Source organism: Caballeronia choica (assembly GCF_001544535.1).
Classification (GTDB): domain Bacteria; phylum Pseudomonadota; class Gammaproteobacteria; order Burkholderiales; family Burkholderiaceae; genus Caballeronia; species Caballeronia choica.
On record NZ_FCON02000016.1, the window covers coordinates 71,854 to 94,834 of the forward strand.

The 22,981-nt window shown below is 65.3% G+C and carries 21 protein-coding genes; 9 read left to right on the top strand and 12 right to left on the bottom strand.

The window, feature by feature from the left end; all coding sequences use genetic code 11:
• Positions 1 to 60 precede the first annotated feature (60 nt).
• Genes tsaB through AWB68_RS10180 form a run of 4 tightly spaced genes read left to right on the top strand, consistent with a single transcriptional unit; the run spans position 61 to position 3,341 of the window.
• Complete coding sequence (gene tsaB, locus AWB68_RS10165; protein ID WP_087644206.1) at positions 61 to 867, top strand: tRNA (adenosine(37)-N6)-threonylcarbamoyltransferase complex dimerization subunit type 1 TsaB; 807 nt, start codon at positions 61 to 63, stop codon at positions 865 to 867.
• Positions 864 to 1,358, top strand: coding sequence for a ribosomal protein S18-alanine N-acetyltransferase (gene rimI, locus AWB68_RS10170; RefSeq protein WP_087644207.1), 495 nt, complete (start codon positions 864 to 866; stop codon positions 1,356 to 1,358). The genes tsaB and rimI overlap by 4 nt, the downstream gene beginning before the upstream one ends.
• Positions 1,345 to 2,352, top strand: a complete 1,008-nt coding sequence (locus AWB68_RS10175; protein ID WP_087644208.1) for a uracil-DNA glycosylase — start codon at positions 1,345 to 1,347, stop codon at positions 2,350 to 2,352. Before rimI ends, AWB68_RS10175 begins: the two co-directional genes overlap by 14 nt.
• Entirely contained in the window at positions 2,352 to 3,341 is a 990-nt protein-coding gene (locus AWB68_RS10180; protein WP_087644209.1) for a DUF1853 family protein, read from the top strand. The genes AWB68_RS10175 and AWB68_RS10180 overlap by 1 nt, the downstream gene beginning before the upstream one ends.
• On the opposite strand, the gene thiD is transcribed toward AWB68_RS10180, so the two are convergent.
• From thiD to lplT, 4 genes are read right to left on the bottom strand one after another with little or no spacing between them, the layout of a single operon-like run.
• Positions 3,328 to 4,140: a bifunctional hydroxymethylpyrimidine kinase/phosphomethylpyrimidine kinase gene (thiD, locus tag AWB68_RS10185; protein ID WP_087644210.1), complete on the bottom strand. Its 813-nt coding sequence runs from the start codon at positions 4,138 to 4,140 to the stop codon at positions 3,328 to 3,330. The genes AWB68_RS10180 and thiD overlap by 14 nt on opposite strands.
• A gap of 4 nt (positions 4,141 to 4,144) precedes the next feature.
• Positions 4,145 to 4,798 (bottom strand): thiamine phosphate synthase, encoded by a 654-nt coding sequence (gene thiE, locus AWB68_RS10190; RefSeq protein WP_087644211.1) that lies wholly within the window; start codon positions 4,796 to 4,798, stop codon positions 4,145 to 4,147.
• A 5-nt stretch (positions 4,799 to 4,803) separates the two neighbouring features.
• Positions 4,804 to 5,619 (bottom strand): hydroxyethylthiazole kinase, encoded by an 816-nt coding sequence (gene thiM, locus AWB68_RS10195; protein ID WP_087644212.1) that lies wholly within the window; start codon positions 5,617 to 5,619, stop codon positions 4,804 to 4,806.
• Positions 5,620 to 5,678: 59 nt separating this feature from the next.
• Positions 5,679 to 6,986: a lysophospholipid transporter LplT gene (gene lplT, locus AWB68_RS10200; protein WP_087644213.1), complete on the bottom strand. Its 1,308-nt coding sequence runs from the start codon at positions 6,984 to 6,986 to the stop codon at positions 5,679 to 5,681.
• A 254-nt stretch (positions 6,987 to 7,240) separates the two neighbouring features.
• On the opposite strand from lplT, the gene alr reads away from it, so the two are divergent.
• The 3 genes from alr to AWB68_RS10215 all read left to right on the top strand — a co-directional run bounded on the left by alr (position 7,241) and on the right by AWB68_RS10215 (position 10,218).
• Positions 7,241 to 8,311 carry an alanine racemase gene (alr, locus tag AWB68_RS10205; RefSeq protein ID WP_087644214.1) on the top strand — a complete coding sequence of 357 codons (1,071 nt, stop codon included), beginning with the start codon at positions 7,241 to 7,243 and terminating at the stop codon, positions 8,309 to 8,311.
• Between the two features lie 105 nt (positions 8,312 to 8,416).
• Positions 8,417 to 9,805 (top strand): DNA repair protein RadA, encoded by a 1,389-nt coding sequence (radA, locus tag AWB68_RS10210; protein ID WP_087644215.1) that lies wholly within the window; start codon positions 8,417 to 8,419, stop codon positions 9,803 to 9,805.
• A 149-nt stretch (positions 9,806 to 9,954) separates the two neighbouring features.
• Positions 9,955 to 10,218, top strand: a complete 264-nt coding sequence (locus AWB68_RS10215; RefSeq protein ID WP_087644216.1) for a DUF2866 domain-containing protein — start codon at positions 9,955 to 9,957, stop codon at positions 10,216 to 10,218.
• Positions 10,219 to 11,001: 783 nt separating this feature from the next.
• Here AWB68_RS10215 and abc-f read toward each other — a convergent pair.
• The gene (gene abc-f / locus AWB68_RS10220) at positions 11,002 to 12,933 is read right to left on the bottom strand and encodes a ribosomal protection-like ABC-F family protein (protein ID WP_087644217.1); all 1,932 of its coding nucleotides are present in this window, start codon (positions 12,931 to 12,933) and stop codon (positions 11,002 to 11,004) included.
• A gap of 90 nt (positions 12,934 to 13,023) precedes the next feature.
• The gene (locus tag AWB68_RS10225; protein WP_087644218.1) at positions 13,024 to 14,247 is read right to left on the bottom strand and encodes an MFS transporter; all 1,224 of its coding nucleotides are present in this window, start codon (positions 14,245 to 14,247) and stop codon (positions 13,024 to 13,026) included.
• A 432-nt stretch (positions 14,248 to 14,679) separates the two neighbouring features.
• Between AWB68_RS10225 and AWB68_RS10230 the strand changes: the two genes are divergently transcribed.
• Positions 14,680 to 15,159 (top strand): glutathione peroxidase, encoded by a 480-nt coding sequence (locus AWB68_RS10230; protein WP_087644219.1) that lies wholly within the window; start codon positions 14,680 to 14,682, stop codon positions 15,157 to 15,159.
• A gap of 21 nt (positions 15,160 to 15,180) precedes the next feature.
• Here the strand turns inward: AWB68_RS10230 and cls are convergent, their stop codons facing one another.
• The 6 genes from cls to dapC form a co-directional block, all read right to left on the bottom strand.
• Positions 15,181 to 16,659, bottom strand: coding sequence for a cardiolipin synthase (cls, locus tag AWB68_RS10235; protein WP_087644241.1), 1,479 nt, complete (start codon positions 16,657 to 16,659; stop codon positions 15,181 to 15,183).
• Between the two features lie 161 nt (positions 16,660 to 16,820).
• Positions 16,821 to 17,705: a 50S ribosomal protein L3 N(5)-glutamine methyltransferase gene (prmB, locus tag AWB68_RS10240; RefSeq protein ID WP_087644220.1), complete on the bottom strand. Its 885-nt coding sequence runs from the start codon at positions 17,703 to 17,705 to the stop codon at positions 16,821 to 16,823.
• A gap of 18 nt (positions 17,706 to 17,723) precedes the next feature.
• Positions 17,724 to 18,863 carry a succinyl-diaminopimelate desuccinylase gene (dapE, locus tag AWB68_RS10245; protein WP_087644221.1) on the bottom strand — a complete coding sequence of 380 codons (1,140 nt, stop codon included), beginning with the start codon at positions 18,861 to 18,863 and terminating at the stop codon, positions 17,724 to 17,726.
• A gap of 89 nt (positions 18,864 to 18,952) precedes the next feature.
• Positions 18,953 to 19,312 (bottom strand): ArsC family reductase, encoded by a 360-nt coding sequence (locus AWB68_RS10250; RefSeq protein ID WP_200828667.1) that lies wholly within the window; start codon positions 19,310 to 19,312, stop codon positions 18,953 to 18,955.
• Between the two features lie 2 nt (positions 19,313 to 19,314).
• The gene (gene dapD / locus AWB68_RS10255) at positions 19,315 to 20,142 is read right to left on the bottom strand and encodes a 2,3,4,5-tetrahydropyridine-2,6-dicarboxylate N-succinyltransferase (RefSeq protein ID WP_087644222.1); all 828 of its coding nucleotides are present in this window, start codon (positions 20,140 to 20,142) and stop codon (positions 19,315 to 19,317) included.
• Positions 20,143 to 20,185: 43 nt separating this feature from the next.
• Positions 20,186 to 21,418: a succinyldiaminopimelate transaminase gene (gene dapC, locus AWB68_RS10260; RefSeq protein ID WP_087644223.1), complete on the bottom strand. Its 1,233-nt coding sequence runs from the start codon at positions 21,416 to 21,418 to the stop codon at positions 20,186 to 20,188.
• Positions 21,419 to 21,816: 398 nt separating this feature from the next.
• On the opposite strand from dapC, the gene AWB68_RS10265 reads away from it, so the two are divergent.
• Complete coding sequence (locus tag AWB68_RS10265) at positions 21,817 to 22,791, top strand: DMT family transporter (RefSeq protein ID WP_087644224.1); 975 nt, start codon at positions 21,817 to 21,819, stop codon at positions 22,789 to 22,791.
• The last annotated feature ends 190 nt before the right edge of the window (positions 22,792 to 22,981 follow it).

The following is a 22,981-nucleotide window of genomic DNA, read 5'->3' on the forward strand; positions in this document are numbered from 1 at the left end:
GCTTCGCCGAATGCGTCGGATGCTCCGAACACGCGCAAGTCCCGCATTACAATGACGCCTATGACACGCACCGTTCTGTTAGCCCTCGATACCTCGACCGAATTCTGTTCGGTCGCGCTGCTGCTCGCCGAAGCACCGCCTGCTACGGACGCCGTCGCAGCGCACCACGTCACCGCTTCGACCCACACCTGGCTGCGCCACGAAGCGACCGGTGCGGTGTCGAGCACGCGGCTGTTGCCCGCCATCCGCGAACTCTTCGATGACGCGCGTCTCGCGCTTTCCGACTGCACCGCAATCGCATTTGGCTCAGGCCCCGGTTCGTTCACCGGTCTGCGAACCGCGACGGGTGTGGCGCAAGGGCTTGCGTTCGGGCTCGGCGTGCCGGTCGTGCCGGTCGGAACCCTGCTCGCGTGCGCGGAGTTAGCGCGTTTGCGCGAGCCGTCGGTGTCGCGGGTGCTTGCGGCGCTCGATGCCCGCATGGACGAGGTCTACTGGGCCGACTTCGAATTCGACACCGCCGCCGGCGACTGGCGCACGATCCGGTCCGCGTCGCTCGATGCGCCGGGTGCGCTCGTGTTGCCGGACGCGCCGTTCACGCTCGCGGGCAATGCCGCGGCGGCTTTCGGCGAACGGCTGCCGGCGGTTTCGGCGGCTTTTCGCGTCGATTACGAAGCGCTGCCGCACGCGTTGCCGGTCGCGCTCGCCGGTTTGCGCGGACTGCGCGCCGGTCGCACCGTGCCGCCCGAACTGGCCGCGCCGGAATATATCCGCGACAAGGTCGCGCAGACCACCGTCGAGCGCCTCGAAGCGCGCGCGGCGAAAGACGCGCAAGGCAGGCAGGACAAGCACGAGGAGCCGGTGCGGTGAGCGGGGTGCTGTTGGCGGATCGCTATCTGTCCTCGATGACGGAGGCGGATCTCGATGAAGTCGCCGCCATCGAGAAGCTCGCTTACGAGTTTCCGTGGAGCCGCGGCAATTTCCAGGATTCGCTCAGAAACGGTTATTTCGGCGTGTGCATGCGCCATGTGACCGGGACGCTGGTCGGCTATTGCGTGCTGATGCCGGTCGTCGACGAAATGCATCTGCTCAATCTGTGCGTCGCGCCGCAAGCCCAGCACGCCGGCGCCGGGCTCGCGCTCTTGCGCGAAGCCGTGCGCATCGCGCGCGCCGAAAGGCTCGACGGCGTCTTGCTGGAGGTGCGGCCGTCGAATCCGCGCGCGATCCAGCTTTACGAGCGCTTCGGCTTTTCCGCGATCGGACGCCGCAAGAATTATTACCCCGCGCGGCATCGGTCGCGCGAGGACGCAATCGTCATGCGTCTGTCGTTTTCGAAGGAGGGCGCGCATGGCGCTGCGTGAATCGATGCTGGAAGAATTCGGGCTCGGGCCGGTGTGGGTGCGGCGGCGGGCGAGTGGAGCGGTCGGTGCCGACGCGGTTGCTGCGGAACAAGCCGTACCGGTCGTGGAGCGCGCGGGGAATTCGGCCGCGTCCGGCGCCGCAGCGGGCTCGGCGAAGCCGGAGTCTTTCGCCTCTTCGCCGAACGCCCCGAGGTTGCCCGAACGCCGCGCTGCGGTGCCGCTCGCGAAATCCGCGCCCCCGTCCGAGCCTCCGATCCAGCCCCCACAAGCGCTCGACCCGTCCGCGCAACAACCCGAACCACCGCTCCCAATCGCGGAGCCCGCCTTCGACGAACTCCCCTGGCTCGACGACGAACCCGCGCCGACCACGGCACGCACCGATCTCGACGCCCCCGGCGACATCCACACGCTCGACTGGGACACGCTCGCCGCGCGCGTCGCGTCCTGCGAACGCTGTCGCCTGTGCGAGCGCCGCACGAACACCGTGTTCGGCGTCGGCGACCGCGAAGCCGACTGGATGCTGATCGGCGAGGCGCCCGGAGAAAACGAAGACAAGCAGGGCGAGCCGTTCGTCGGGCAGGCGGGCAAGCTGCTCGACAGCATGCTGCGCGCCGTCACGCTCGCGCGCGATTCGAACGTTTATATCGCGAATGTGATCAAGTGCCGCCCGCCCGGCAACCGCAATCCGGAGCCCGATGAAGTCGCGCGTTGCGAGCCGTATTTGCAGCGGCAGGTGGCGCTCGTCAAGCCGAAGGTGATCGTCGCGCTCGGCCGCTTCGCCGCGCAGAGCCTGCTGAAGACCGACGCGAGCATCGCGTCGCTGCGCGGGCGCGTGCATCGGTACGAGGGCGTGCCGGTGATCGTCACGTATCACCCCGCGTACCTGCTGCGCAGCCTGCCCGACAAGGCGAAGGCGTGGGCCGACCTGTGTCTCGCGCAAAAGACGTATCGCGAGTCGCTCGCGGCGCTGGGAGACGCGCAGGGCGGCATCTGATGGGGCCGGCGCGCGAGGTGGACCGTCTCGTCGACGCCTACGACGACGTCACGGTCCGCGACCTCGCGTGGCTGCTGTTCTCGCCCGATCTGCTGCGCGCGAGCCACGCGGGCGCACCGCTCGCCACTCCGTTCGAGTCGGAGCCGGAACGCGCCGCCACGCTCGCCTGGCTCGCCGCGCTCGACCGCGATCCCGCCCCGCTGCACGGACGCGCGCGCAATCCGAAACTGACGCGGCTCGGCTTCTACGCCGAAAGCCTGCTCGAATACTTCCTGACGCATGGACCGGCCGCCGGACTCGTCGCGGCGAACGTGCCGTTGCGCCACCAGCGCCGGACCATCGGCGAATGCGACTTCCTGCTGCACACGGCGCGCGGCGCGCGTCTGCATTGGGAACTGGCCGTGAAGTTCTATCTGCACATCGGCGACGGTTCCTGTGCTCAGGCGCGTCTTTCCGACTACGTTGGCCCCAACCTGCAGGACCGCTTCGACCTGAAGCACATGCGACTTCTCACGCATCAGCTCGCGCTGAGTTCGCGCGCGGAGTTCGCGTCGCTCGGGTTCGAGGGGCCGTGGGAGGCGCAGTTATACATCAAGGGGCGGCTCTTCTATCACGACGATCACGACGCATGCGTGCGGCCCGCGCCCGAACTCGGCGACGCGCATTTGCGCGGATGGTGGCTGACGGCGTCGGAGTGGAGTGCGCAGGCGTCGCAGGGCGAGACTGGCACGTCCGCTGCCGCCCGGGCCTGGGTCGTGCAGCCGCGCCTCGCCTGGCTGGCATCGCGACGCCTGGCCGTCGCCGATGCCGACGCGTTGCTCGCCCACTCGGCGGCAATTCACGAACGCCTGCAAGACGCGGCCTCGCCGACGATGGTCGCCGCCTACGCGCGCGGCGAAAACGGCACGTGGATCGAGCAGTCGCGCGGCTTCATCGTTCCCGACGACTGGCCCGATCGCGCGCGCGAGTTCGCGCTCACCACCATCTGAAGAAGTGATGCACCGGCCCGACGCCGTGGCCGACATCGAGCCGCGCGCTATTTTCGATTGCGCCCGTCAGGTAGCGTTTGGCTTCAGTCGTGGCGCTCGCGAGGCTGTCGCTTTGCGGAATCAGCGCCGCGATCGCCGATGACAGCGTGCAGCCGGTGCCATGGGTGTTCTTCAGCGGCACGCGCGCGCCGCCGAGTCTCAGCGCCCCGCCTTTTTCGATGAGCCAGTCGGGGCTGTCGGCGGAATCCAGATGGCCGCCTTTCATCAGCACCGCCCGCGCGCCGAGTGCAAGGAGCGCTTCGCCCTGGCGGACCATCGCGTCTTCGTCGGTCGCGCTTTTCGTATCCAGCAGCGCCGCCGCTTCCGGCAGGTTCGGCGTGACGAGCGTCGCCAGCGGCAGCAGTTCGTCGCGCAACGCGGCGACGGCTTCCGGCGCGAGCAGCGCGTGGTGGCTCTTCGAGATCATCACCGTGTCGAGCACGACATGTTCCGGCCGATGGCGCGCGAGCGCCTCAGCGACCGCGCGCACGATGCCGGCGTTGGCGAGCATGCCGATCTTCACGGCGTCGATGCGGATGTCGTCGAAGACGGCGTCGAGCTGCGCGGTCACGAAGCCCGCCTCGGGCGTGTGGATCGCGGTGACGCCGCGCGTGTTTTGCGCGGTCAGCGCCGTGATGACGCTCAAGCCGTACGCGCCGAGCGCCGAGAACGCCTTCAGGTCAGCCTGGATGCCCGCGCCGCCGCCCGAATCGGAGCCGGCGATGGTGAGGACGTTGGGGATCGGTCTGGTCTCTGACATGGCGTTAGGGCTGGAGTTGGGCGCGCGCGATGGTCTCGCGCAATTGGGCGGCGGCATCGCGTGGACTCGCCGCCTTGCAGATCGCCGAGACGACGGCCAATCCCGCGGGCCGCGCGCGCATCACATCGGCGGCGTTCGGCAACTGGATGCCGCCGATCGCCACGGTCGGATAACGCGATTGCGAACACATCGCGGCGAGTCCGTCGACGCCGCAGGGCGCGGAGGCGTCGGTCTTGGTGGGCGTCGCGAACACGGGTCCGGCGCCGAGGTAATCGACGATATCGCCGAGATGGTTGGCGTTGTCCACCTCGCTGATTCGCGACACCGACAGTCCGATCAGCGCGTCCGGCCCGAGCAGCCTGCGTGCGACATCGGCCGGCAGGTCGCGCTGGCCGACATGCACGCCGTCGGCTCCGGCGGCGAGCGCGATGTCCAGGTGATCGTCGATGATGAGCGGCACGCGGGCCGCGCGCGTCAACGGCAGCAGGTCGAGCGCGAGGGCGAGCCATGCGCGCTTGTGCCACTCGGGCGCGCGCAATTGCACGACGGTCGCGCCGCCTTCGAGCGCCGCGCGCGCGACGTCGAGCGAGGCTTGATGGCCGCCACACTGAACCGGGTCGAGCACGAGGTAGAGAGAGAGATCGAAAGCAGGACGCATGTCGGTCAACCCGCGGCGAGGTCGCGTGCGACGAGCGTCGCGGCGAACGCGCCGGCATCGAGCGAGGCCAGCCGATCCAGGTACGCGACGGCGAAACTGCCGGGCAGCGCGGCATCGCGGGCGGCGAGTTCGCCCGCGATCGTCGAATACGCGACGGCCGCGACGGTCGCGATCCAGTGGTCGTCCGGACCGCTCGCCGCGCCGACGAACGCCGCGACAGTGGCCGACAGCGCGCAGCCGACGCCCGTCACGCGCGTCATCAGCGGCGAGCCGTTCGACAGCGCGACGGTGCGCCGGCCATCGGTGATGTAGTCGGTCGCGCCCGTCACGGCGACCGTCGCCCGCGTTTTCAGCGCGAGGATTTGCGCGGCGTCGAGCGCGGCGTCGGTGGCGGCGGTGCTGTCCACGCCGCGCCCGCTCGCCGTGCCGCCCGACAGGCTGATGATCTCCGACGCGTTGCCGCGAATCACGGCGGGCTTGGCATCGAGCAGGTCGAGCGCGAACTCCGTGCGAAACGCGAGCGGGCCGACCGCGACCGGATCGAGCACCCACGGTTTGCCGGCGTCGTTGGCGGCATCGACGGCGATGCGGATCGCCTTCGATTGCGGTACGTCGAGCGTGCCGAGGTTCACCGACAGCGCATTCGCGATGCGCGCGAACTCGCCGGCTTCCTCGCGCGCGACGACCATCGCGGGCGCGGCGCCGATCGCGAGCAGCACGTTCGCCGTGAAGTTGGTGACGACGAGATTCGTCAGGCAGTGGACGAGCGGTGCGTTCTCACGCACGCGCGTCGCAAACGAATGGAGATCGGCGGCGAGCATGGTCGGGGACGGAGAAGAAGAAGGTTGACGCGGCGTCGCGCGCGAGCGCGCGACGCCGCTCAGTGCCGCGCCTCGCCGATCAGCGCGACCGAATCGAACGCGCGCTGGTTCGCCTGATGGCGGCGCATCACGAAGTACATCATCAGGCAGACGAACGAGCCGAACAGCACGATGACGAACTGGATCGGCACGTCGAGCCAGACGAGCACGGCGTAGAGGCAGAGCATCACGAGCACGGAGAGGTTTTCGTTGAAATTCTGCACGGCGATCGAGTGGCCGGCCGAGAGCAGCACGTGTCCGCGATGCTGCAGGAGCGCGTTCATCGGCACGACGAAGAAGCCCGACAATCCGCCAACGATCATCAGGAACAAATACGCGACGAGCAGGTAGCCGGGAACGTGCATGTTGCCCATGTAGAGGCCCCATTGCGCGGGAAACAGGTCGCGGGTGTAGAACGCCATCAGCATCACGGCGATGCCCATGATGATGCCGACCGGCAGCACGGAGAGCGAGCGCTTGAGCGGCACGCGCGCCGCCGCGAGAATCGCGCCGACCGCGACGCCGACCGCGATCACCGCCTGCAGGATCGCCGCCTGCGAAAGCGACATGCCAAGCGACACTTCGGCCCATTTCAGCACGATGAATTGCAGCGTCGCGCCGGCGCCCCAGAAGAGCGTCGTGACCGCGAGCGAAATCTGGCCGAGCTTGTCGCGCCAGAGCGTGACGAAGCAGTCGGCGAAATCGGTGATGAGCTTGACGGGCCGCGTCTCCTGCTTCGGATAGCGCGCGCCGGTATCGGGGATGCGCAGGTTGAACATCGCGGCGACGATGTACATCACCACGATGACGAGCATCGCGGCCTCGGCGGGCGTGTGGATTTTCGGGATGTGGAGACTGAGAATATGCCCGGCGATGTGCGGGCTGATGAGCGCGCCGCCCATCACGGTGCCGAGGATGATCGAGCCGACCGTCGTGCCTTCGATCCAGCCGTTCGCCGCCACCAGCCGGTCGGGCGGCAGCAGTTCGGTGAGAATGCCGTACTTCGCCGGGGAATACGCGGCGGCGCCGAAGCCGACGATGCCGTACGCAAGCAGCGGATGCGCGCCGACCAGCATCGTGAGGCAGCCGACCACCTTGATGCTGTTGGTCACGAACATCACGTGGCCCTTCGGGCGGGAATCCGCGAAGGCGCCGACGAACGCGGCCAGGACGACATACGACAGCACAAAGAACAGTTTGAGCAGCGGCGTCATCCAGTTCGGGGCGTGAAGGTCTTTCAGCAGTGCAATAGCAGCGATCAGAAGTGCATTGTCGGCCAGCGAAGAGAAAAACTGCGCGGCCATGATGGTGTAAAAACCTTTTTTCATCTGATCCGAAGCTTTCCTCACTGCGGGTGATCCGCCCCGTTCGTCGGGGGTACGTTCGGGCTTATTCCGTTCGAAATGGGTTGTGTGCACGGCTTTATAACACGAAAATAGGCGGATTCTGACTAGCAGTAATCTCGATCCCGTGTTGCAAATCACACGACCGTGCTGCTTGTTCTTCATAACATACTGATTCGCAAGGCGTCTTGAACTGCCTTCGCGTTTCGCGCTCCAACTGCGTTTTAACCCGAACTCTCATGCCTCGCCCCCTCTCTGCCACGATCCACACCGCCGCACTCGCCAACAACCTTGCCGTCGCGCGCAAGCACGCCCCGAAATCCAAGATCTGGGCCGTCGTCAAGGCCAATGCGTATGGCCATGGACTGACGCGCGTGTTCCCGGGCCTGCGCGCCACCGACGGGTTTGGACTTCTGGACCTCGAAGAAGCCGCGAAGTTGCGTGAACTCGGCTGGGCCGGGCCGATTCTCCTGCTCGAAGGCTTCTTCCGGCCGACCGACATCGACGTGATCGACCGCTACAGCCTGACCACCGCGGTCCATTGCGACGAGCAGTTGCGCATGCTGGAAATGGCGCGGCTCTCGAAGCCCGTCAACATCCAGTTGAAGATGAACAGCGGCATGAACCGGCTCGGCTACACGCCGGAGCGCTATCGGGCAGCGTGGGAGCGGGCGCGCGCCTGCCAGGGCGTCGGGCAGATCACGCTCATGACCCATTTTTCGGATGCCGACAGCGATCGCGGCGTCGCCTACCAGCTCGAAGCGTTCGAGCGCGGCGCGGAGGGCATCGCCGGCGCGCGCAGCCTCGCGAACTCCGCCGCCACGCTCTGGCATCCCGCGGCGCACTTCGACTGGGTGCGGCCGGGCATCATCCTGTACGGCGCGTCGCCGTCGGGCGTGACGGCGGATGTCGCCGACGTCGGGTTGCGGCCCGCGATGACGCTTTCGTCCGAACTGATCGCCGTGCAGATGGTGGACAAGGGACACACGGTCGGCTACGGCTCGACCTACACGGCCGGCAAGCAAATGAAGATCGGCGTGGTCGCCTGCGGCTACGCGGACGGCTTCCCGCGGATCGCGCCGGAAGGCACGCCGGTGATCGTGGATGGCATCCGCACGAAGCTCGTCGGGCGCGTGTCGATGGACATGCTGACCGTCGACCTGACGCCGTGCCCGACGGCGGGCGTCGGTTCGCGCGTGGAATTGTGGGGGCAGCACTTGCCGATCGACGACGTGGCGCAGGCCTGCGGCACGATCGGCTACGAGCTGATGTGCGCGATCGCGCAGCGCGTGCCGGTGCGCGCCGAGTGAGCGTTGCACCCGCGTCGAAACCGCGCTGAAACCATGCTGAACCTGCGCACGCGTCAGGTCTGACAAAATACCCGTTTCAACCAGCAGTCGATTTCAGGATCACGCGTGGCAAAAGTAGCGAAGGCGAAGACGCTGTACATCTGTAGTGAATGCGGCGGTCAGGCGCCGAAGTGGCAGGGCCAGTGTCCCGCATGCGGCGCGTGGAACACGCTGGTGGAATCGGTGGCGGAGACGCCGTCGGCGCACCGCTTTCAGGCGCTCGCGAAAAGTTCGCCCGTCGTGCGTCTCGCCGACATCGAAGCGTCCGACGTGCCGCGCTTCACCACCGGCATCGGCGAATTCGACCGCGTGCTGGGCGGCGGACTGGTCGCGGGCGGCGTGGTGCTGATCGGCGGCGATCCGGGCATCGGCAAATCGACGCTGTTGCTCCAGTCGCTTGCCGAAATTGCGCGTGAACGGCGCGCGCTTTATATCAGCGGCGAGGAATCCGGCGCGCAGATCGCGTTGCGCGCGCAGCGGCTCGGGCTGCTCAACGGCGCGGAATCGGCCGCGCCCGACCTGCAACTGCTCGCCGAAATCCAGCTCGAAAAAATCCAGGCGACGATCGACGCGGAACGGCCCGAAGTCGCGGTCATCGACTCGATCCAGACGGTGTATTCCGAAGCGCTGACCTCGGCGCCCGGCTCGGTCGCGCAGGTGCGCGAGTGCGCGGCGCAACTCACGCGCATCGCCAAGCAGACGGGCACCGCGATCATCATGGTCGGCCACGTGACGAAGGAGGGCAACCTCGCGGGGCCGCGCGTGCTGGAACACATCGTCGACACGGTGCTGTATTTCGAAGGCGACACGCATTCGTCGTTTCGCCTCGTGCGCGCGTTCAAGAACCGCTTCGGCGCAGTGAACGAACTCGGCGTCTTCGCGATGACCGAGCGCGGCCTGCGCGGCGTGGCGAATCCGTCCGCGCTGTTTTTGTCGCAGCATGCGCAGAGCGTGCCGGGGTCGTGCGTGCTCGTCACGCAGGAAGGCTCGCGGCCGTTGCTCGTCGAAGTGCAGGCGCTCGTCGACACCGCGCATGTGCCCAATCCGCGGCGGCTCGCGGTCGGCCTCGAACAAAACCGGCTCGCGCTCCTGCTGGCCGTGCTGCATCGCCATGCGGGCATCGCGTGCTTCGACCAGGACGTGTTCCTGAACGCCGTCGGCGGCGTGAAGATCACCGAGCCCGCCGCCGATCTCGCCGTGCTGCTGTCGATCCATTCGTCGATGCGCAACAAGGCGCTGCCGAAGGGCCTGATCGTGTTCGGCGAAGTGGGGCTCGCGGGCGAGATCCGGCCGTCGCCGCGCGGTCAGGATCGACTGAAGGAAGCGGCGAAACTCGGCTTTTCGGTCGCGCTGATTCCGAAGGCGAATGCGCCGAAGCAGCCGATCGACGGCCTGGAGGTGATCGCGGTCGACCGCATCGAGGAAGCGATCGATCGCGTGCGCACGCTGGAGTGACGGGGCGTTCCGGCCCTCGTAATGTCGCGTAAAAGAGTTGATGGCGCGTGTAACCCAATCGTTGCGTGGTTTTCATATGCTTGTTCGGCTACAAACGAAGCCGAAACAGAGCCGAAACAGGGCCAACAACGAGCGGAAAGGACCACGCCTTGAAACACTCAGATCAATCCCGGCCGAACCCATCGTTTCATTTGCGCGGCTGCCGCGTCTCCGCGCCGATCGAGCAACCCTGGGGCGGCGGATGCAGGATCGTCGAATGGATCGACGCGGAAGGGCAGATTTCGCGCCGCGTGGTGGCGGCGGATGTGACCGAAGACGAAGTCGTCGCGACCATTCGTCATCATGTGACCGGCCGAAAGCACATGCTCGTCGACGACGAGCGCATTCCGCGGCAGACCTTGCCGCGGCGGTAGGTTGACCGCTGGCGCTTGGGGTGGGGTTGGGGTTGGGTTGGGTTGTTTACACCGTTTGATGCGCTCAGGCTTCTATGGAACTTGTTTTGTTTTCGGTTTATTCGCTCTGCCCCTGTCCGGGGCGGGACTCACTTTCTTTGCTGCTGCAAAGAAAGTAAGCAAAGAAAGCAGCTTTCCACCGCCAATGCTTGCCATGCGCCTCCAGACCGCTCCCTCGGAGTGGTCCAACCGGGGGAGTGTCGTTAGCGGGGTTTCACCGTTGTTTGCATGTAGAAAAGGCGCGCACGTCGCACCGCGATAGGGAGTGGAACAGCAGTCATTCATCCGTCCTGGCACTGCGTGCCCGACGACAGGTCTCCTAGCGGTAATGAATTGAAGCATGCAGCACGAACGTAGGATGGTGATATAGCGATGGGCTTCGGGTTTCGGTTTGCCTGACGGGTGAGCGCGTAGCGCGAGGCTGGATGTATGACTGCTGGTCCACTCTGTATTGCGGTGCGACGCGCGCGCCTTGTCTACATGCCAACAACGGGGAAACTCCGCTAACGACACTCCCCCGGTTGGACCACTCCGACATAACGGTCTGGCGGCGACTGGCAAGCATTGGCGTTGGGAAGCTGCTTTCTTTGCTTACTTTCTTTGCAGCAGCAAAGAAAGTGAGTCCCGCCCCGGACAGGGGCAGAGCGAATAAACCGAAAACAAAACAAGTTCCATAGAAGCCTGAGCGCATCAAACGGTGTAAACAACTCAACCCCACCCCACCCCAAGCGCCAGCGACAAGCCTCATCCGATTTGCTCAAGCTCTTCATGCACTTCGAGCCATTCGTGTTCGAGCGCTTCGAGCCGCGCGTTCACGTCGGCCTGACGGCGGATCGACTCGGTGAGCTTCGTCTTCATCGACGGCTCGTAGCTCGCCGGATCGGCGACGTACAGATCGAGCGCCGACTTTTCCGTGTGCAGCGCATCCATCTCCTTTTCGATCTTCGCGATCCGCGACTGCAACGGCTTCTTCAGATGCGACAGCTTCTGGCGTTCCTGCGCTTCCTGGCGGCGCTGCTCCTTGCGGTTCTGCGCCGAATCCTGCGCGGCATCGGGCGATGCGCCCGCTTCCTTCGCCGCCGCGCGCGCTTCGGCGGCGTGTTGCAGCAGCCAGTCGCGATAGTCGTCGAGATCGCCGTCGAACGGATGCAACCGGTGCTTCGCGACGAGCATGAAGCTATCGGTGGTCGCACGCAGCAACGCGCGATCGTGCGACACGAGAATCAGCGTGCCTTCGAATTGCGCGAGCGCCATCGTCAGCGCGTGACGGGTTTCGAGGTCGAGGTGATTGGTCGGTTCGTCGAGGAGCAGCAGGTTCGGCTTCTGCCAGATGATCAGCGCGAGCGCGAGGCGCGCTTTCTCGCCGCCGGAGAAGGGCGCGATTTTCGCCGTCGCCATCTCGCCGGAAAAATTGAAGCCGCCGAGGAAGTCCCGCAACTCCTGCTCGCGCGTGTCGGGCGCAAGGCGCGCGACATGCTGGAGCGGGGAATCGTCGGGGCGCAGGGTTTCGAGCTGATGCTGCGCGAAATAGCCGATCCGCAGCCCCTTGCCCTGGCGCACCGTGCCGGAAAGCGCATCGAGCGTGGCGGCGAGCGTCTTGATGAGCGTCGACTTGCCCTGGCCGTTCGCGCCGAGCAAGCCGATGCGCTGCCCGTTCTGGATCGACAGCGTCACACCCTCGACGATCGGCACCTCGCCGTTTTCCGTGTGATAGCCGCAGCGCACGCCGTCCATCACGATCATCGGATTCGGCGCGGCGTCCGGCATGCGGAATTCGAACGTGAACGGCGACGAAGCGTGCGCCGGCGCGATCAGTTCCATCTTTTCGAGCGCCTTCACGCGGCTTTGCGCCTGCTTGGCCTTGGTCGCCTTCGCCTTGAAGCGGTTGATGAAGCTCTGCAGATGCTCGACTGTCTTCTGCTGCTTCTCATACGCGCTCTGCTGCAACGCGAGCTGCTGCGCGCGGAGGATCTCGAACTGGCTGTAATTGCCGCCGTAGCGCTTGATCTGGCGGTTCTCGAGATGCAGCGTCACGTTGCAGACGGAATCGAGAAACTCGCGGTCGTGCGAAATCACGATCAGCGTGCCCGGATAGCGATGCAGCCAGTCTTCGAGCCAGACGATCGCGTCGAGGTCCAGGTGGTTGGTCGGCTCGTCGAGGAGCAGCAGGTCGGAGCGGCACATCAGCGCCTGCGCGAGGTTCAGGCGCATGCGCCAGCCGCCCGAGAAACTGCTGACCGGCTCGCGCGTCTGCTGCAGCGTGAAGCCGAGGCCGAGCAGCAGTGTTTCGGCGCGCGCGGGCGCGGTGTAGCCGTCGGCGTCGGCGAAGGCGGCGTGTTCGTGGGCCTCGGCGGCGCCGTCGTGAGCGGCGGACGCCGCCGCGATACGCGCTTCGATCGCGCGCAACTGGGCGTCGCCGTCGAGCGTGTAGTCGAGCGCGGTGCGCTCGACGGCCGGCGTCTCCTGGGCCACGTGCGCGATCTGCCAGGACGGCGGCATCGAGAAGTCGCCGCCGTCCGCGTGCAGGTCGCCGCGCAGGACGGAGAAGAGCGTCGACTTGCCCGCGCCGTTCGCGCCGACGAGGCCGGCCTTCTCGCCCGGGTTGAGGGCGAACGTGGTGGCATCGAAGAGCGGCTTGGTGCCGCGGGCAAGGCTGAATTGGTTGAAGCGAATCACGACGTGACGACCGGGGCTTGGGGGAAAGCGCTATTTTAGACTGTTGCAATATCGACGAGGACGTGGCGTCCATAGGCGAGGTAATCGCTCTCACACATGTTTCGACACCGACTTGATTTTCCCGACGTACGCGATCAACGCAATCACGACGCCGATGATCGTTACGCTGACGCCAACCGACGAAAGCAGCGTCAACAGCCCCGCAAATCCGCCCGATAGCGCTTCGCTGGTATTCGCCAAGGTCGAGAACAGGCTGAAGTTCTTGCCAAGATTGGTATCCGTCGACAGCCTCTGGATATTGGTGGGCAGTATCACATCGACGAAGGCACCAAAACCGCCGATGACGAAGCACCCGGCCAGCACGCCCGGCGCGCTGAACAAGCACGTCGGCAGCAGCGCGAGCGCAATGCCATAGAAGCACCAGTAGAGCATGAGGTTCCGCGTGCTGAAGTCGCGTGTCACCTTCCCGCACAGGAGCGCGCCAACAATGGCACCCAGCGCGACGAAGCTCATCGCATAGCCGATCACGCTGTCGCCATAGCCGGCTCCCTTCAGCATCGACGGGATCAGAATGCGAAGGGCGGCCCCGACGAACAGAATGCACAACGCGGAAAAGGTGATCGTGACGAATAGTTCGCGCGATGACAGAGATTCCCTCAGGTTTGACGTGAAATCGCCACAGAGGCCGCGAATGGTCAACGCGTCGGCTGCTTTGTCGGAATCGCGCGGGTTAGCGGCGGGAATCGCTCTCCAGATGCATAGCGTCGAGAGCAGGTAGGTTGCCGCGTCGAGGAGCAGAAGGTAGCCAGGATCGCCGACCGCGGTCAAGATCACTCCCCCAAGCGCGGGACCAGCCAGACCGCCGATTTCCGCGGCCATCTGCGTCGCGCCGTTCGCGGCGGGCAGATGCTCGTCGCGGACCAGCGACGGAATCGTTCCCTGGAACGCGGGTTGAAAGAGCGTTCGGAACGACGTCATCGACATGCCGATTAGCGCAAGCGCCGCCAATCCCACCCGATTTTCGATGAGCAGCACGCAGAATGCGCATGTGATCGCCATCCGGGCCAGATCTGCGAGTGCCATGAGGGTTCGACGGGGCAAGCGGTCAGATAGCGCACCGCCGAGGGGGCCAAGGACTAGGTAGGGGATGAAGCGAAAGAAGTAAACGACGCCGGCTAACGCGACGTTGTTATGCGTGATGTTCAGGACGGTGACAATGAAAATGAACTCGTGCACCCCATCACCGACCTGCGAAAGCAGATTGCCGGTGAGCAGAATGGAAAAACGTCGCTCCCGACGCAGCATGCTGATCATGGCGTTTCCTACACGGTCGCGACGGGGACGATCGGATAAAGCAATTCGCGCCTGGAAAAATGGCGGCCCGGGTCTTTCAGTTTGTCCACCACCATGCCATTTATCAGTTTCAGCATTCTGTATGCCGGTGACGGGGTTGCCGCCGACCGGTCAAGTCCCGTTAGGAACGCTATATAAATTTCGATGGATTAATTCTTCGACGAATTCATCTGCACGTGTATCAGGAGAAGCGACAGGGAAAATCTCGGACTGTTCTGGTGGTGCGGCAGAAAATAAGCGGGCGCGTATTCGCGGGCGACCGGAGGCTTTAGCCACGACCGCTGTAAATGAAACGCTGAACTCAATTCGTCGGTTGCTGAAGAAGATGCCGGATGGCCCTGCTGCTTCAGACAGGACAGCCTGCTAGACTGAACTTTTCCCCCGGAGCATCGAATGGACAACCTCTACGCATTCTCAGCCGAGACGCTCGACGGCGAAGCCGTCAGCCTCGACAAATATCGCGGCAAGGTGCTGCTGATCGTCAACACCGCGAGCGAGTGCGGATTCACGCCGCAATACAAGGGCCTGCAGGACCTGTACACGCGCTACGCCTCACGCGGCCTCGAAGTGCTCGGTTTTCCGTGCAACCAGTTCGGCAAGCAGGAACCCGGCGACGCCGCGCAAATCGGCAGCTTCTGCGAAAAGAACTACGGCGTGACCTTCCCGATGTTCGCGAAAATCGACGTGAATGGCGCGCACGCGCATCCGCTCTACAAGTATCTGACGGAGAAGGAGCCGGGTGTGCTCGGCATCGAGGCGATCAAGTGGAACTTCACGAAGTTTCTCGTCGACCGGGAGGGCAACATCGTCAAGCGTTTCGCGCCGATCACGAAGCCGGAGTCGATCACGGACGACGTCGAGAAGCTGCTATAGACGAACGAAACAACCCGCCGCTCACAGAATCGGCGAAAAGAGCCGCGCCACGTGCATCGCGATGCGCCGCCACGCGGGCGCGAGGCGATAGTCGTCCTGGTCGATCTCGTACGACTGCGCGAAGTCGTCGAGGAGCATCGCTTCGACTTCGCCCGCAAACCGCCGGTCGACCGTCAGCACCATGATCTCGAAGTTCAGGCGGAATGAGCGGTTGTCGAGATTCGCGCTGCCGATCGCGGCGGCGATATGGTCGACCAGCACCACCTTCTGATGCAAAAACCCTGGCCGGTAGCGGAAAATGCGCACGCCGGCGGCGAGCGCGTCGTAGGCATACAGCTTCGACGCGGCGAACACCACATGATGATCGCGCCGGCTCGGAATCAGGATGCGCACGTCCACGCCGCGCAGCACCGCGAGCCGCAGCGCCGAGAACACGGCTTCGTCGGGGATCAGATAGGGCGTGGTGATCCAGATGCGCTCGCGCGCCGCGTTGATCGCCTCGACGAAAAAGAGCGAGCAGGTTTCCTGCTTGTCAGCGGGGCCGCTCGACAGCACCATGCAATGCATGTCGTCGGGGCAGCGCGTGGCCGGGCTGACTTCCGGCAGGCGCTGGGTCGCCCAGTACCAGTCTTCGATGAACACGAACTGGATGCTCGCGACCGCCGGGCCGCGCACTTCGATATGCGTGTCGCGCCACGGCGAGAGCCGCGCATTGCCACCGAGATACTCGACGCCGACGTTATGCCCGCCGACAAACGCGCGCTCGCCGTCCACCACGACGATCTTTCGATGATTGCGGAAGTTGATCTGGAAGCGATTGACGAACACGCGCTTGGTCGCGAACGGGTGAATCTCGACGCCCGCAACTTGCAGGGCGTTCACATAGCGATGCGGCAGGTCGAAGCTGCCGATGCTGTCGTAGAGAAAGTACACGCGTACGCCGGTCTGGGCCTTGGCGATCAGCGTGTCCTTCAGCAGTTCGCCGAGCGCGTCCGCGCGCACGATGAAGAACTGCACGATCACATAGTGCTCGGCGGCTTCGATGGCGGCGAGGATCGCGGAGAACGTCGCGTCGCCGTTGATCAGCACGCGCACAGAATTGCCGCGCAAAAACGGCATGCCGGAGAGGCGCGTCAGCGTTCGAATGGCGGGATGGCCGAGATAGTCGGCGGGGCCGGGAGCGGCCACGCCGCGCACGCTGGAGGCATCCGCGAGCACGGCCGTTCCGCTTGCATGGCCGGATACCCACTCGGCCGGGTGGGAGCGGTTGCGCAGGATTTCGTTCTCGAGGCGCCGCTCGTCGATATAGCCGGCGAACTTGCTGCGGCCGAGGAACAGGTACGGGATCAGCGTCAGATAAGGCATCGCGACGAGCGACACCGCCCACGCGACCGCGCCCTGCGACGTGCGCGTGTTGAGCACGGCGTGGCACGCGGCGATTGCGCCGAGCACGTGTGCCGCCATCACGAAAGTGCCGAGGTGAAGCCAGTCTAATTGCATGAATGCGCGCGACCGGGCGTGGCGAGGTGCGGATGAGCCGATGAGCCGGAGGACCGGCCGGCGCAGTCCATCCGCCAGCCGACGATGCATCATCTTACCGAAGGCTCGGCGCTCACGGTCTGCCTTGCGCGCTCCCGGTCCTGGCGCGTGCACAAGGCCGGTCAGTCCGGCAGGTCGGCCGCCTGGAGCAGGAAGACGTTGTCGTCGCCGGCGCTGGTCGAGAGCCACACGAGATCGAGCCCGCCCAGCGACGCCTCGACGTTCTGCCGCTCGTTGCCGATCTCGACGACCAGCACGCCGTCCTCGGTCAGCCACTTGCGCGCCTCGCCGATGATCCGTCGCACGATATCCATGCCGTCCGCGCCGCCCGCGAGCGCGAGTTCCGGCTCGTGGCGATACTCGTCGGGCAGGTTCTTCATCGCGGTGGCGTTCACGTACGGCGGGTTCGTGATGATGACCTCGTAGCGCCCGCCCGGCAGCGGCGCGAAGAGATCGCCCTCGTAGAGCGCGATGCGATCGTCGAGGCGATAGTCGTCGACGTTGCGGTGCGCGACTTCCAGCGCGGCGGCGGAAATGTCGACCGCGTCGATATCCGCGTTCTGGAACGCCTGTGCGGCGAGTATCGCGAGACAGCCGGAACCGGTGCACAACTCAAGCACGCGCGACACCTGGTCCGGATCGGCGACATAAGGCTGCAAGCCGTCCTGCAACAACTCGCCGATGAACGAACGCGGCACGATCACGCGCTCGTCCACGTAGAAGCGGTGGCCGTGCATCCACGCCTCGTGCGTGATGTACGCGGCCGGCACGCGGTCCTTCGCGCGGCGCTCGATCACTTTCATGACGGCATCGATTTCGGTGTCGAGCAGGCGCGCGTCGAGGAACGGATCGAGCGTGTCGAGCGGCAGATGCAGCGTGTGAAGAATCAGGTAAGCGGCTTCGTCGTAAGCATTCGACGAGCCGTGGCCGAACGACAATCCGGCTTCGGTGAACCGGGACACGCCGAAGCGCAGCAGGTCACGCAGGGTGGTGAAGGGCAGCGCCATCGCTAGGCTCCTTGGTTTTCAGGCGATCAGTTGTTCGAGCACGCGGCGATAGACGTTCTTAAGCGGCTCGATGAATTTCACTTCGATGTGTTCGTCGATCTTGTGGATGCTGCCGTTCGGCGGCCCGAACTCGACCACCTGCTCGCAGATGCGCGCGATAAAGCGGCCATCCGACGTCCCACCCGTCGTAGACAGTTCCGTGCGCACGCCGGTTTCATCGTGGATCGCTTTTTCGAGCGCGCTCGACAGCGAGCCACGCGGCGTGAGGAACGGCAGGCCGCTCACGGTCCAGGTCAGGTCGTAGTCGAGCTGGTGCTTGTCGAGAATCGCGTGGACGCGGCTTTGCAGGCCTTCCACCGTGCTCGCCGTCGAGAAGCGGAAGTTGAAGAGCAGTTCGGTCTGGCCGGGGATCACGTTGGTCGCGCCGGTCCCGCCATGCAGGTTCGACACTTGCCAGGTGGTCGGCGGGAAGTATTCGTTGCCTTCGTCCCAGTGCTCGGCGACGAGTTCGGCGAGCGCGGGCGCAAGCAGGTGGATCGGGTTCTTCGCGAGATGCGGATACGCGATGTGCCCCTGCACGCCGTTGATGACCAGCTTGCCCGACATCGACCCGCGCCGGCCGTTCTTGACCATGTCGCCGAGCGTGGCCGACGAAGTCGGTTCGCCGACGATGCAGTAGTCCATCCGCTCGCCGCGCGCCTTCAGCGCTTCGACCACCTTGACTGTGCCATCGGTCGCGGGGCCTTCCTCGTCGCTCGTGATCAGGAACGCGAACGAGCCGCGATGCTCGGGGTGCGCCGCGACGAACTCCTCGCTCGATACGACGAACGCCGCGATCGATGCCTTCATGTCCGCCGCGCCGCGCCCGAACAGCTTGCCGTCGCGATGGGTCGGCGTGAACGGCGGCGAGGTCCATTGTTCGCGCGGGCCGGTCGGCACGACGTCGGTGTGGCCCGCGAACGCGAGCAGCTTGCCGTCGGCGCCGAGTGAGCCGCGTTTCACCGCCCACAGGTTCGTGACGCCGCCCGAGCGAATCGTTTCGCAATCGAAGCCAATCGCGGACAGGCGTTCGATCAGCAGCGCCTGACAGTTCTGGTCATCGGGCGTGACGGACGCGCGCGCGATCAGGTCTTCGGTGAGGAGGAGGGTGCCGGACATAGTGAGCCACTTTCGAATGAAAAATGCCGGCGCGGCGGCCGGCAGTTGCGTTGGTTGGCGCTTGCGCGTCCATCGCGCGTCATGACGCGTCAGGCAAACAGCGTTTCGTACTGCTCGGCCGAAAAGCCGAGCGTCTTCACTCGGCCGTTCACGACGACGACAGGCCGCTTGATGATCGACGGCTTGTGGATCATCAGCGCGATCGCGCCCGGCGTGGTGTTGGCTTCGGCCTTGTACGTATCCGACAAGCCGCGCCAGGTCGTGCCGCGCCGGTTGATCAAATCGTCGAGCGATACGTCCTTCAGCCAGTCCTGCAACAGCGCCGTCGAAACTCCGGCCTTCTTGAAGTCGTGGAATTCGAACGGCACGCCGTGCTCTTCCAGCCACACGCGCGCTTTCTTCACGGTGTCGCAGTTCGGAATGCCGTAGACGACGGTTTTCTTCGCCACGATCAGTCGCCTCGCAGCAGCTCGTTCAGGCCGACCTTGGCGCGCGTCTTGGCGTCGACCTTCTTCACGATCACGGCGCAATAGAGGCTGTGCGAGCCGTCCTTCGAAGGCAGGTTGCCCGCGACCACGACCGAGCCCGCCGGGATGCGGCCATAGGTGACCGAACCCGTTTCGCGGTCATAGATCTTGGTGCTCTGGCCGAGGTAGACGCCCATCGAAATGACCGAGTTCTCCTCGACGATCACGCCTTCCACCACTTCCGAGCGCGCGCCGATGAAGCAGTTGTCCTCGATGATGACGGGGTTCGCCTGCAGCGGCTCCAGCACGCCGCCGATGCCCACGCCACCCGACAGGTGCACGTTCTTGCCGATCTGCGCGCACGAGCCGACGGTGGCCCACGTATCGACCATCGTGCCTTCGTCGACATAGGCGCCGATGTTGGTGTAGGACGGCATCAACACGACGTTCTTGGCGATGAACGAGCCGCGGCGCGCGATGGCCGGCGGCACCACGCGAAAGCCGCCCGCGGCGAAGTCTTCGGCCGTGTAGTTCGCGAACTTCGACGGCACCTTGTCAAAGAACTGCGAATAGCCGCCGGCCGGCATCGGGGCGTTGTCTTCGAGGCGGAACGACAGCAGCACGGCCTTCTTCAGCCACTGGTTGACGACCCAGTCGCCGTCCTTTTTCTCGGCCACGCGCAACCGGCCCTTGTCCAACTGCTCGATGGCGTGCGCAACGGCGTCGCGCACTTCGGCGGGCGCGGCTTTCGGCGACAGCTCGGCGCGGTTTTCCCAGGCGGTATCGATGATCTGCTGAAGTTGTTGCGACATGTCGGTGGTATCGGTGATGGAGGATGGATTCACTGCGGCTGCTTTATTGCGCATTGAGCGTGCGGCAGAACTCGACGATGCGGCGGGCTCCCTCGACGCACTCGTCGACATCGGCGACGAGCGCGATGCGCACGAACCCCTCGCCGGGATTCGTGCCGTGCGCGGTGCGCGCGAGAAAGGAGCCCGGCAGGACCGTCACATTATAGTCGGCGTAGAGACGCGCCGCGAACTCGGTGTCCGTGAGGCCGGTGCGCGCGACGTTCGTCCACAGATAGAACGCGGCGTCGGGCAGGCGGACGTCGAGCACTTCGGCGAGCATCGGCGTGACGGTCGTGAATTTTTGCAGATACCTGGCGCGGTTGTCGCGCACGTGCATTTCATCCTGCCACGCGGCGATGCTTGCCGTCTGGAACACGGTGGAAAGCGCCGCGCCGTGATACGTGCGGTACAGCAGGAAGCTTTTGAGAATCGCTGCGTCGCCCGCGACGAATCCCGAGCGCATGCCCGGCACGTTCGAGCGCTTCGAGAGGCTGGAGAGCATCACGAGCCGCTCGAAGCCGCGTCCGAGCTTGTGCGCGGCTTCCAGTCCGCCGAGCGGCGGGTTGGCTTCGTCGAAATAGATCTCGGAATAGCATTCGTCGGAGGCGATCACGAAGCCGTGGCGGTCCGACAGCGCGAAAAGCTCGCGCCAGTCGTCGAGCGTCAGCACGGCGCCCGTCGGGTTGCCCGGCGAGCAGACGTAGAGCAGTTGCGTGCGCGCCCAGATGTCGTCGGGAACGGCCGAGTAATCGCAGGCGAAATTGCGCGCCGGATCGCTGTTCACGAAGTACGGTTCGGCGCCCGCAAGCAGCGCCGCGCCTTCGTAGATTTGGTAGAACGGGTTCGGACAGAGTACGATCGGCGGTTCGGCCGGCTTTTCGGTTGAATCGCCCGTCCTGCTGTCGATCACGGTCTGCGCAAGCGCGAAAAGCGCCTCGCGGGAGCCGGAGACAGGCAGCACTTCGGTGGCGGCATCGACGGCGGGCAGGTGATAGCGTGCCTTGATCCACGTCGCGATGGCTTGCCGCAGCGGCTCGCTTCCCAGCGTCGCCGGATACGACGACAAACCGCCCAGCGCGTTCACGACGGCATCGCGCACGAGCGGCGGCGTCGGATGTTTCGGTTCGCCGATGCCGAAGCTGATCGGCTTGAAACCGGCGCGCGGCTCGATGTCCTTGAAGAGCGCGCGCAGCTTTTCGAACGGATACGGCTGGAGTTTTTGCAGAAGTGGATTCACGGCGAGGTCGTCGGGACGGCGGCAAATGAGGACTTGGCACGGCTCGCGTGGCGAATGCCTGAAACCGGTGGACGCCTCGGGCGTTCTGGACCGGGACCGGCTATCGGCGGCAGCGGGCCGCGGCTCGGGAATAGCGGAAAAGCGCTCACGCGCCTGGGGCGCGGGAAAGCGATCGATTATACAGCCGTGGACCTGGGATACCGGGCCGCGCGGGCCTGGCTTGGCGGCCAGGTGCGAGAGACAAACAAGGCGCGCAAAAAGTGCGTTGCATGAAAGACGGAGCAGTGAATGCGGTCATGTAAGGAAAGAGGCATCGCGCCGTGGGCGGCGCAGAGGCTCGAAGTGTCGGAGACATTGTGGGTCCTGGGCGCGAGCCCTTCGGGCGAGGGCGCATCGCAATGAACCCGCGCCTGCAAAATACATTGCCCACACTCGCGATCATGCTTGGCGCATCGGTCTGGGGCCTCGTCTGGTACCCGATGCGCATGCTCGCCGCGCTCGGCCTTTCCGGCACGGCGGCCAGCGCGACGACGAGCGCCGCCGCGTGCCTCTTCGTTCTCGTGTTGCGACGCCACGCGATCCGTTCGATCTCGTGGCACTGGCTGCTCGTCGCGCTCGCGCTCGCGGCGGGCGTGACCAACATCGGCTTTGTCTGGGGCGCGATTCACGGGCAGGTGATGCGCGTCCTGCTGCTGTTCTACCTGACCCCCGCGTGGACCGCGCTCTTCGCGCATTTCATCCTGCACGAGCGGCTCACGAAGCCGGGCGTCGCGCTCGCGGCGCTGTCGCTCGCCGGCGCGATGACGATGCTCTGGTCGCCCGAACTTGGCGTTCCGCTGCCGGCGAACCTCGCCGAATGGGCGGGCCTGATGGGCGGCATGGGTTTCGCGATGAGCAACGTGCTGATCGTCAAGATCAGCCGCGTGCTGCCCGGCATGAAGGCCGAAATGCGCACGGCGACGATCTTCGGCGGCGCGGCGCTCGTCGCCACCTTCGCGACGTTGTTCGAATCGATGCCCACGCCGCCCGCTGCCTCGCAGATGGGCATGGTCGTGTTCATCGTGATCGGGCTGGGCGTCGTGCTCGCGTCGAACAACATCCTGGTGCAGGTCGGCCTGGCGAAGGTGCCGGCCAACCGGGCGTCGATCATCATGCTGTTCGAGCTCGTCGTGACGGCCCTCTCGGCGTGGCTTTTCGCGGGCGAAGTGCCGGGTCCGCGCGAGTGGGCGGGCGGCGCGTGCATCGTCGTCGCGTGCGTGTTGTCGAGCTGGGTGCACCGCTTGAAGGAACCACGCGAGGAGCCACGCGACGAACCCGCGGAACCGTTGAAAGCGCCCGCTGGCAAAAAGAAATCGACACGCGCGATGGTATGATTGTGACCGCTCGCCGGGCCGTGCCGATCAGTCAATCGGACGATTCTGCAAAGCGGTCGCAAGTTGTTGATTGCTCTCATTTTGCTCAGCGATTGCTTCTTGACCGCAGGCTGGCCCGAGCGATTCGACCGGCGACCGGCACCCGCGCATGACATGAAAAGCGCGCAAGTCCCGCCGGCCCCGTATCAGA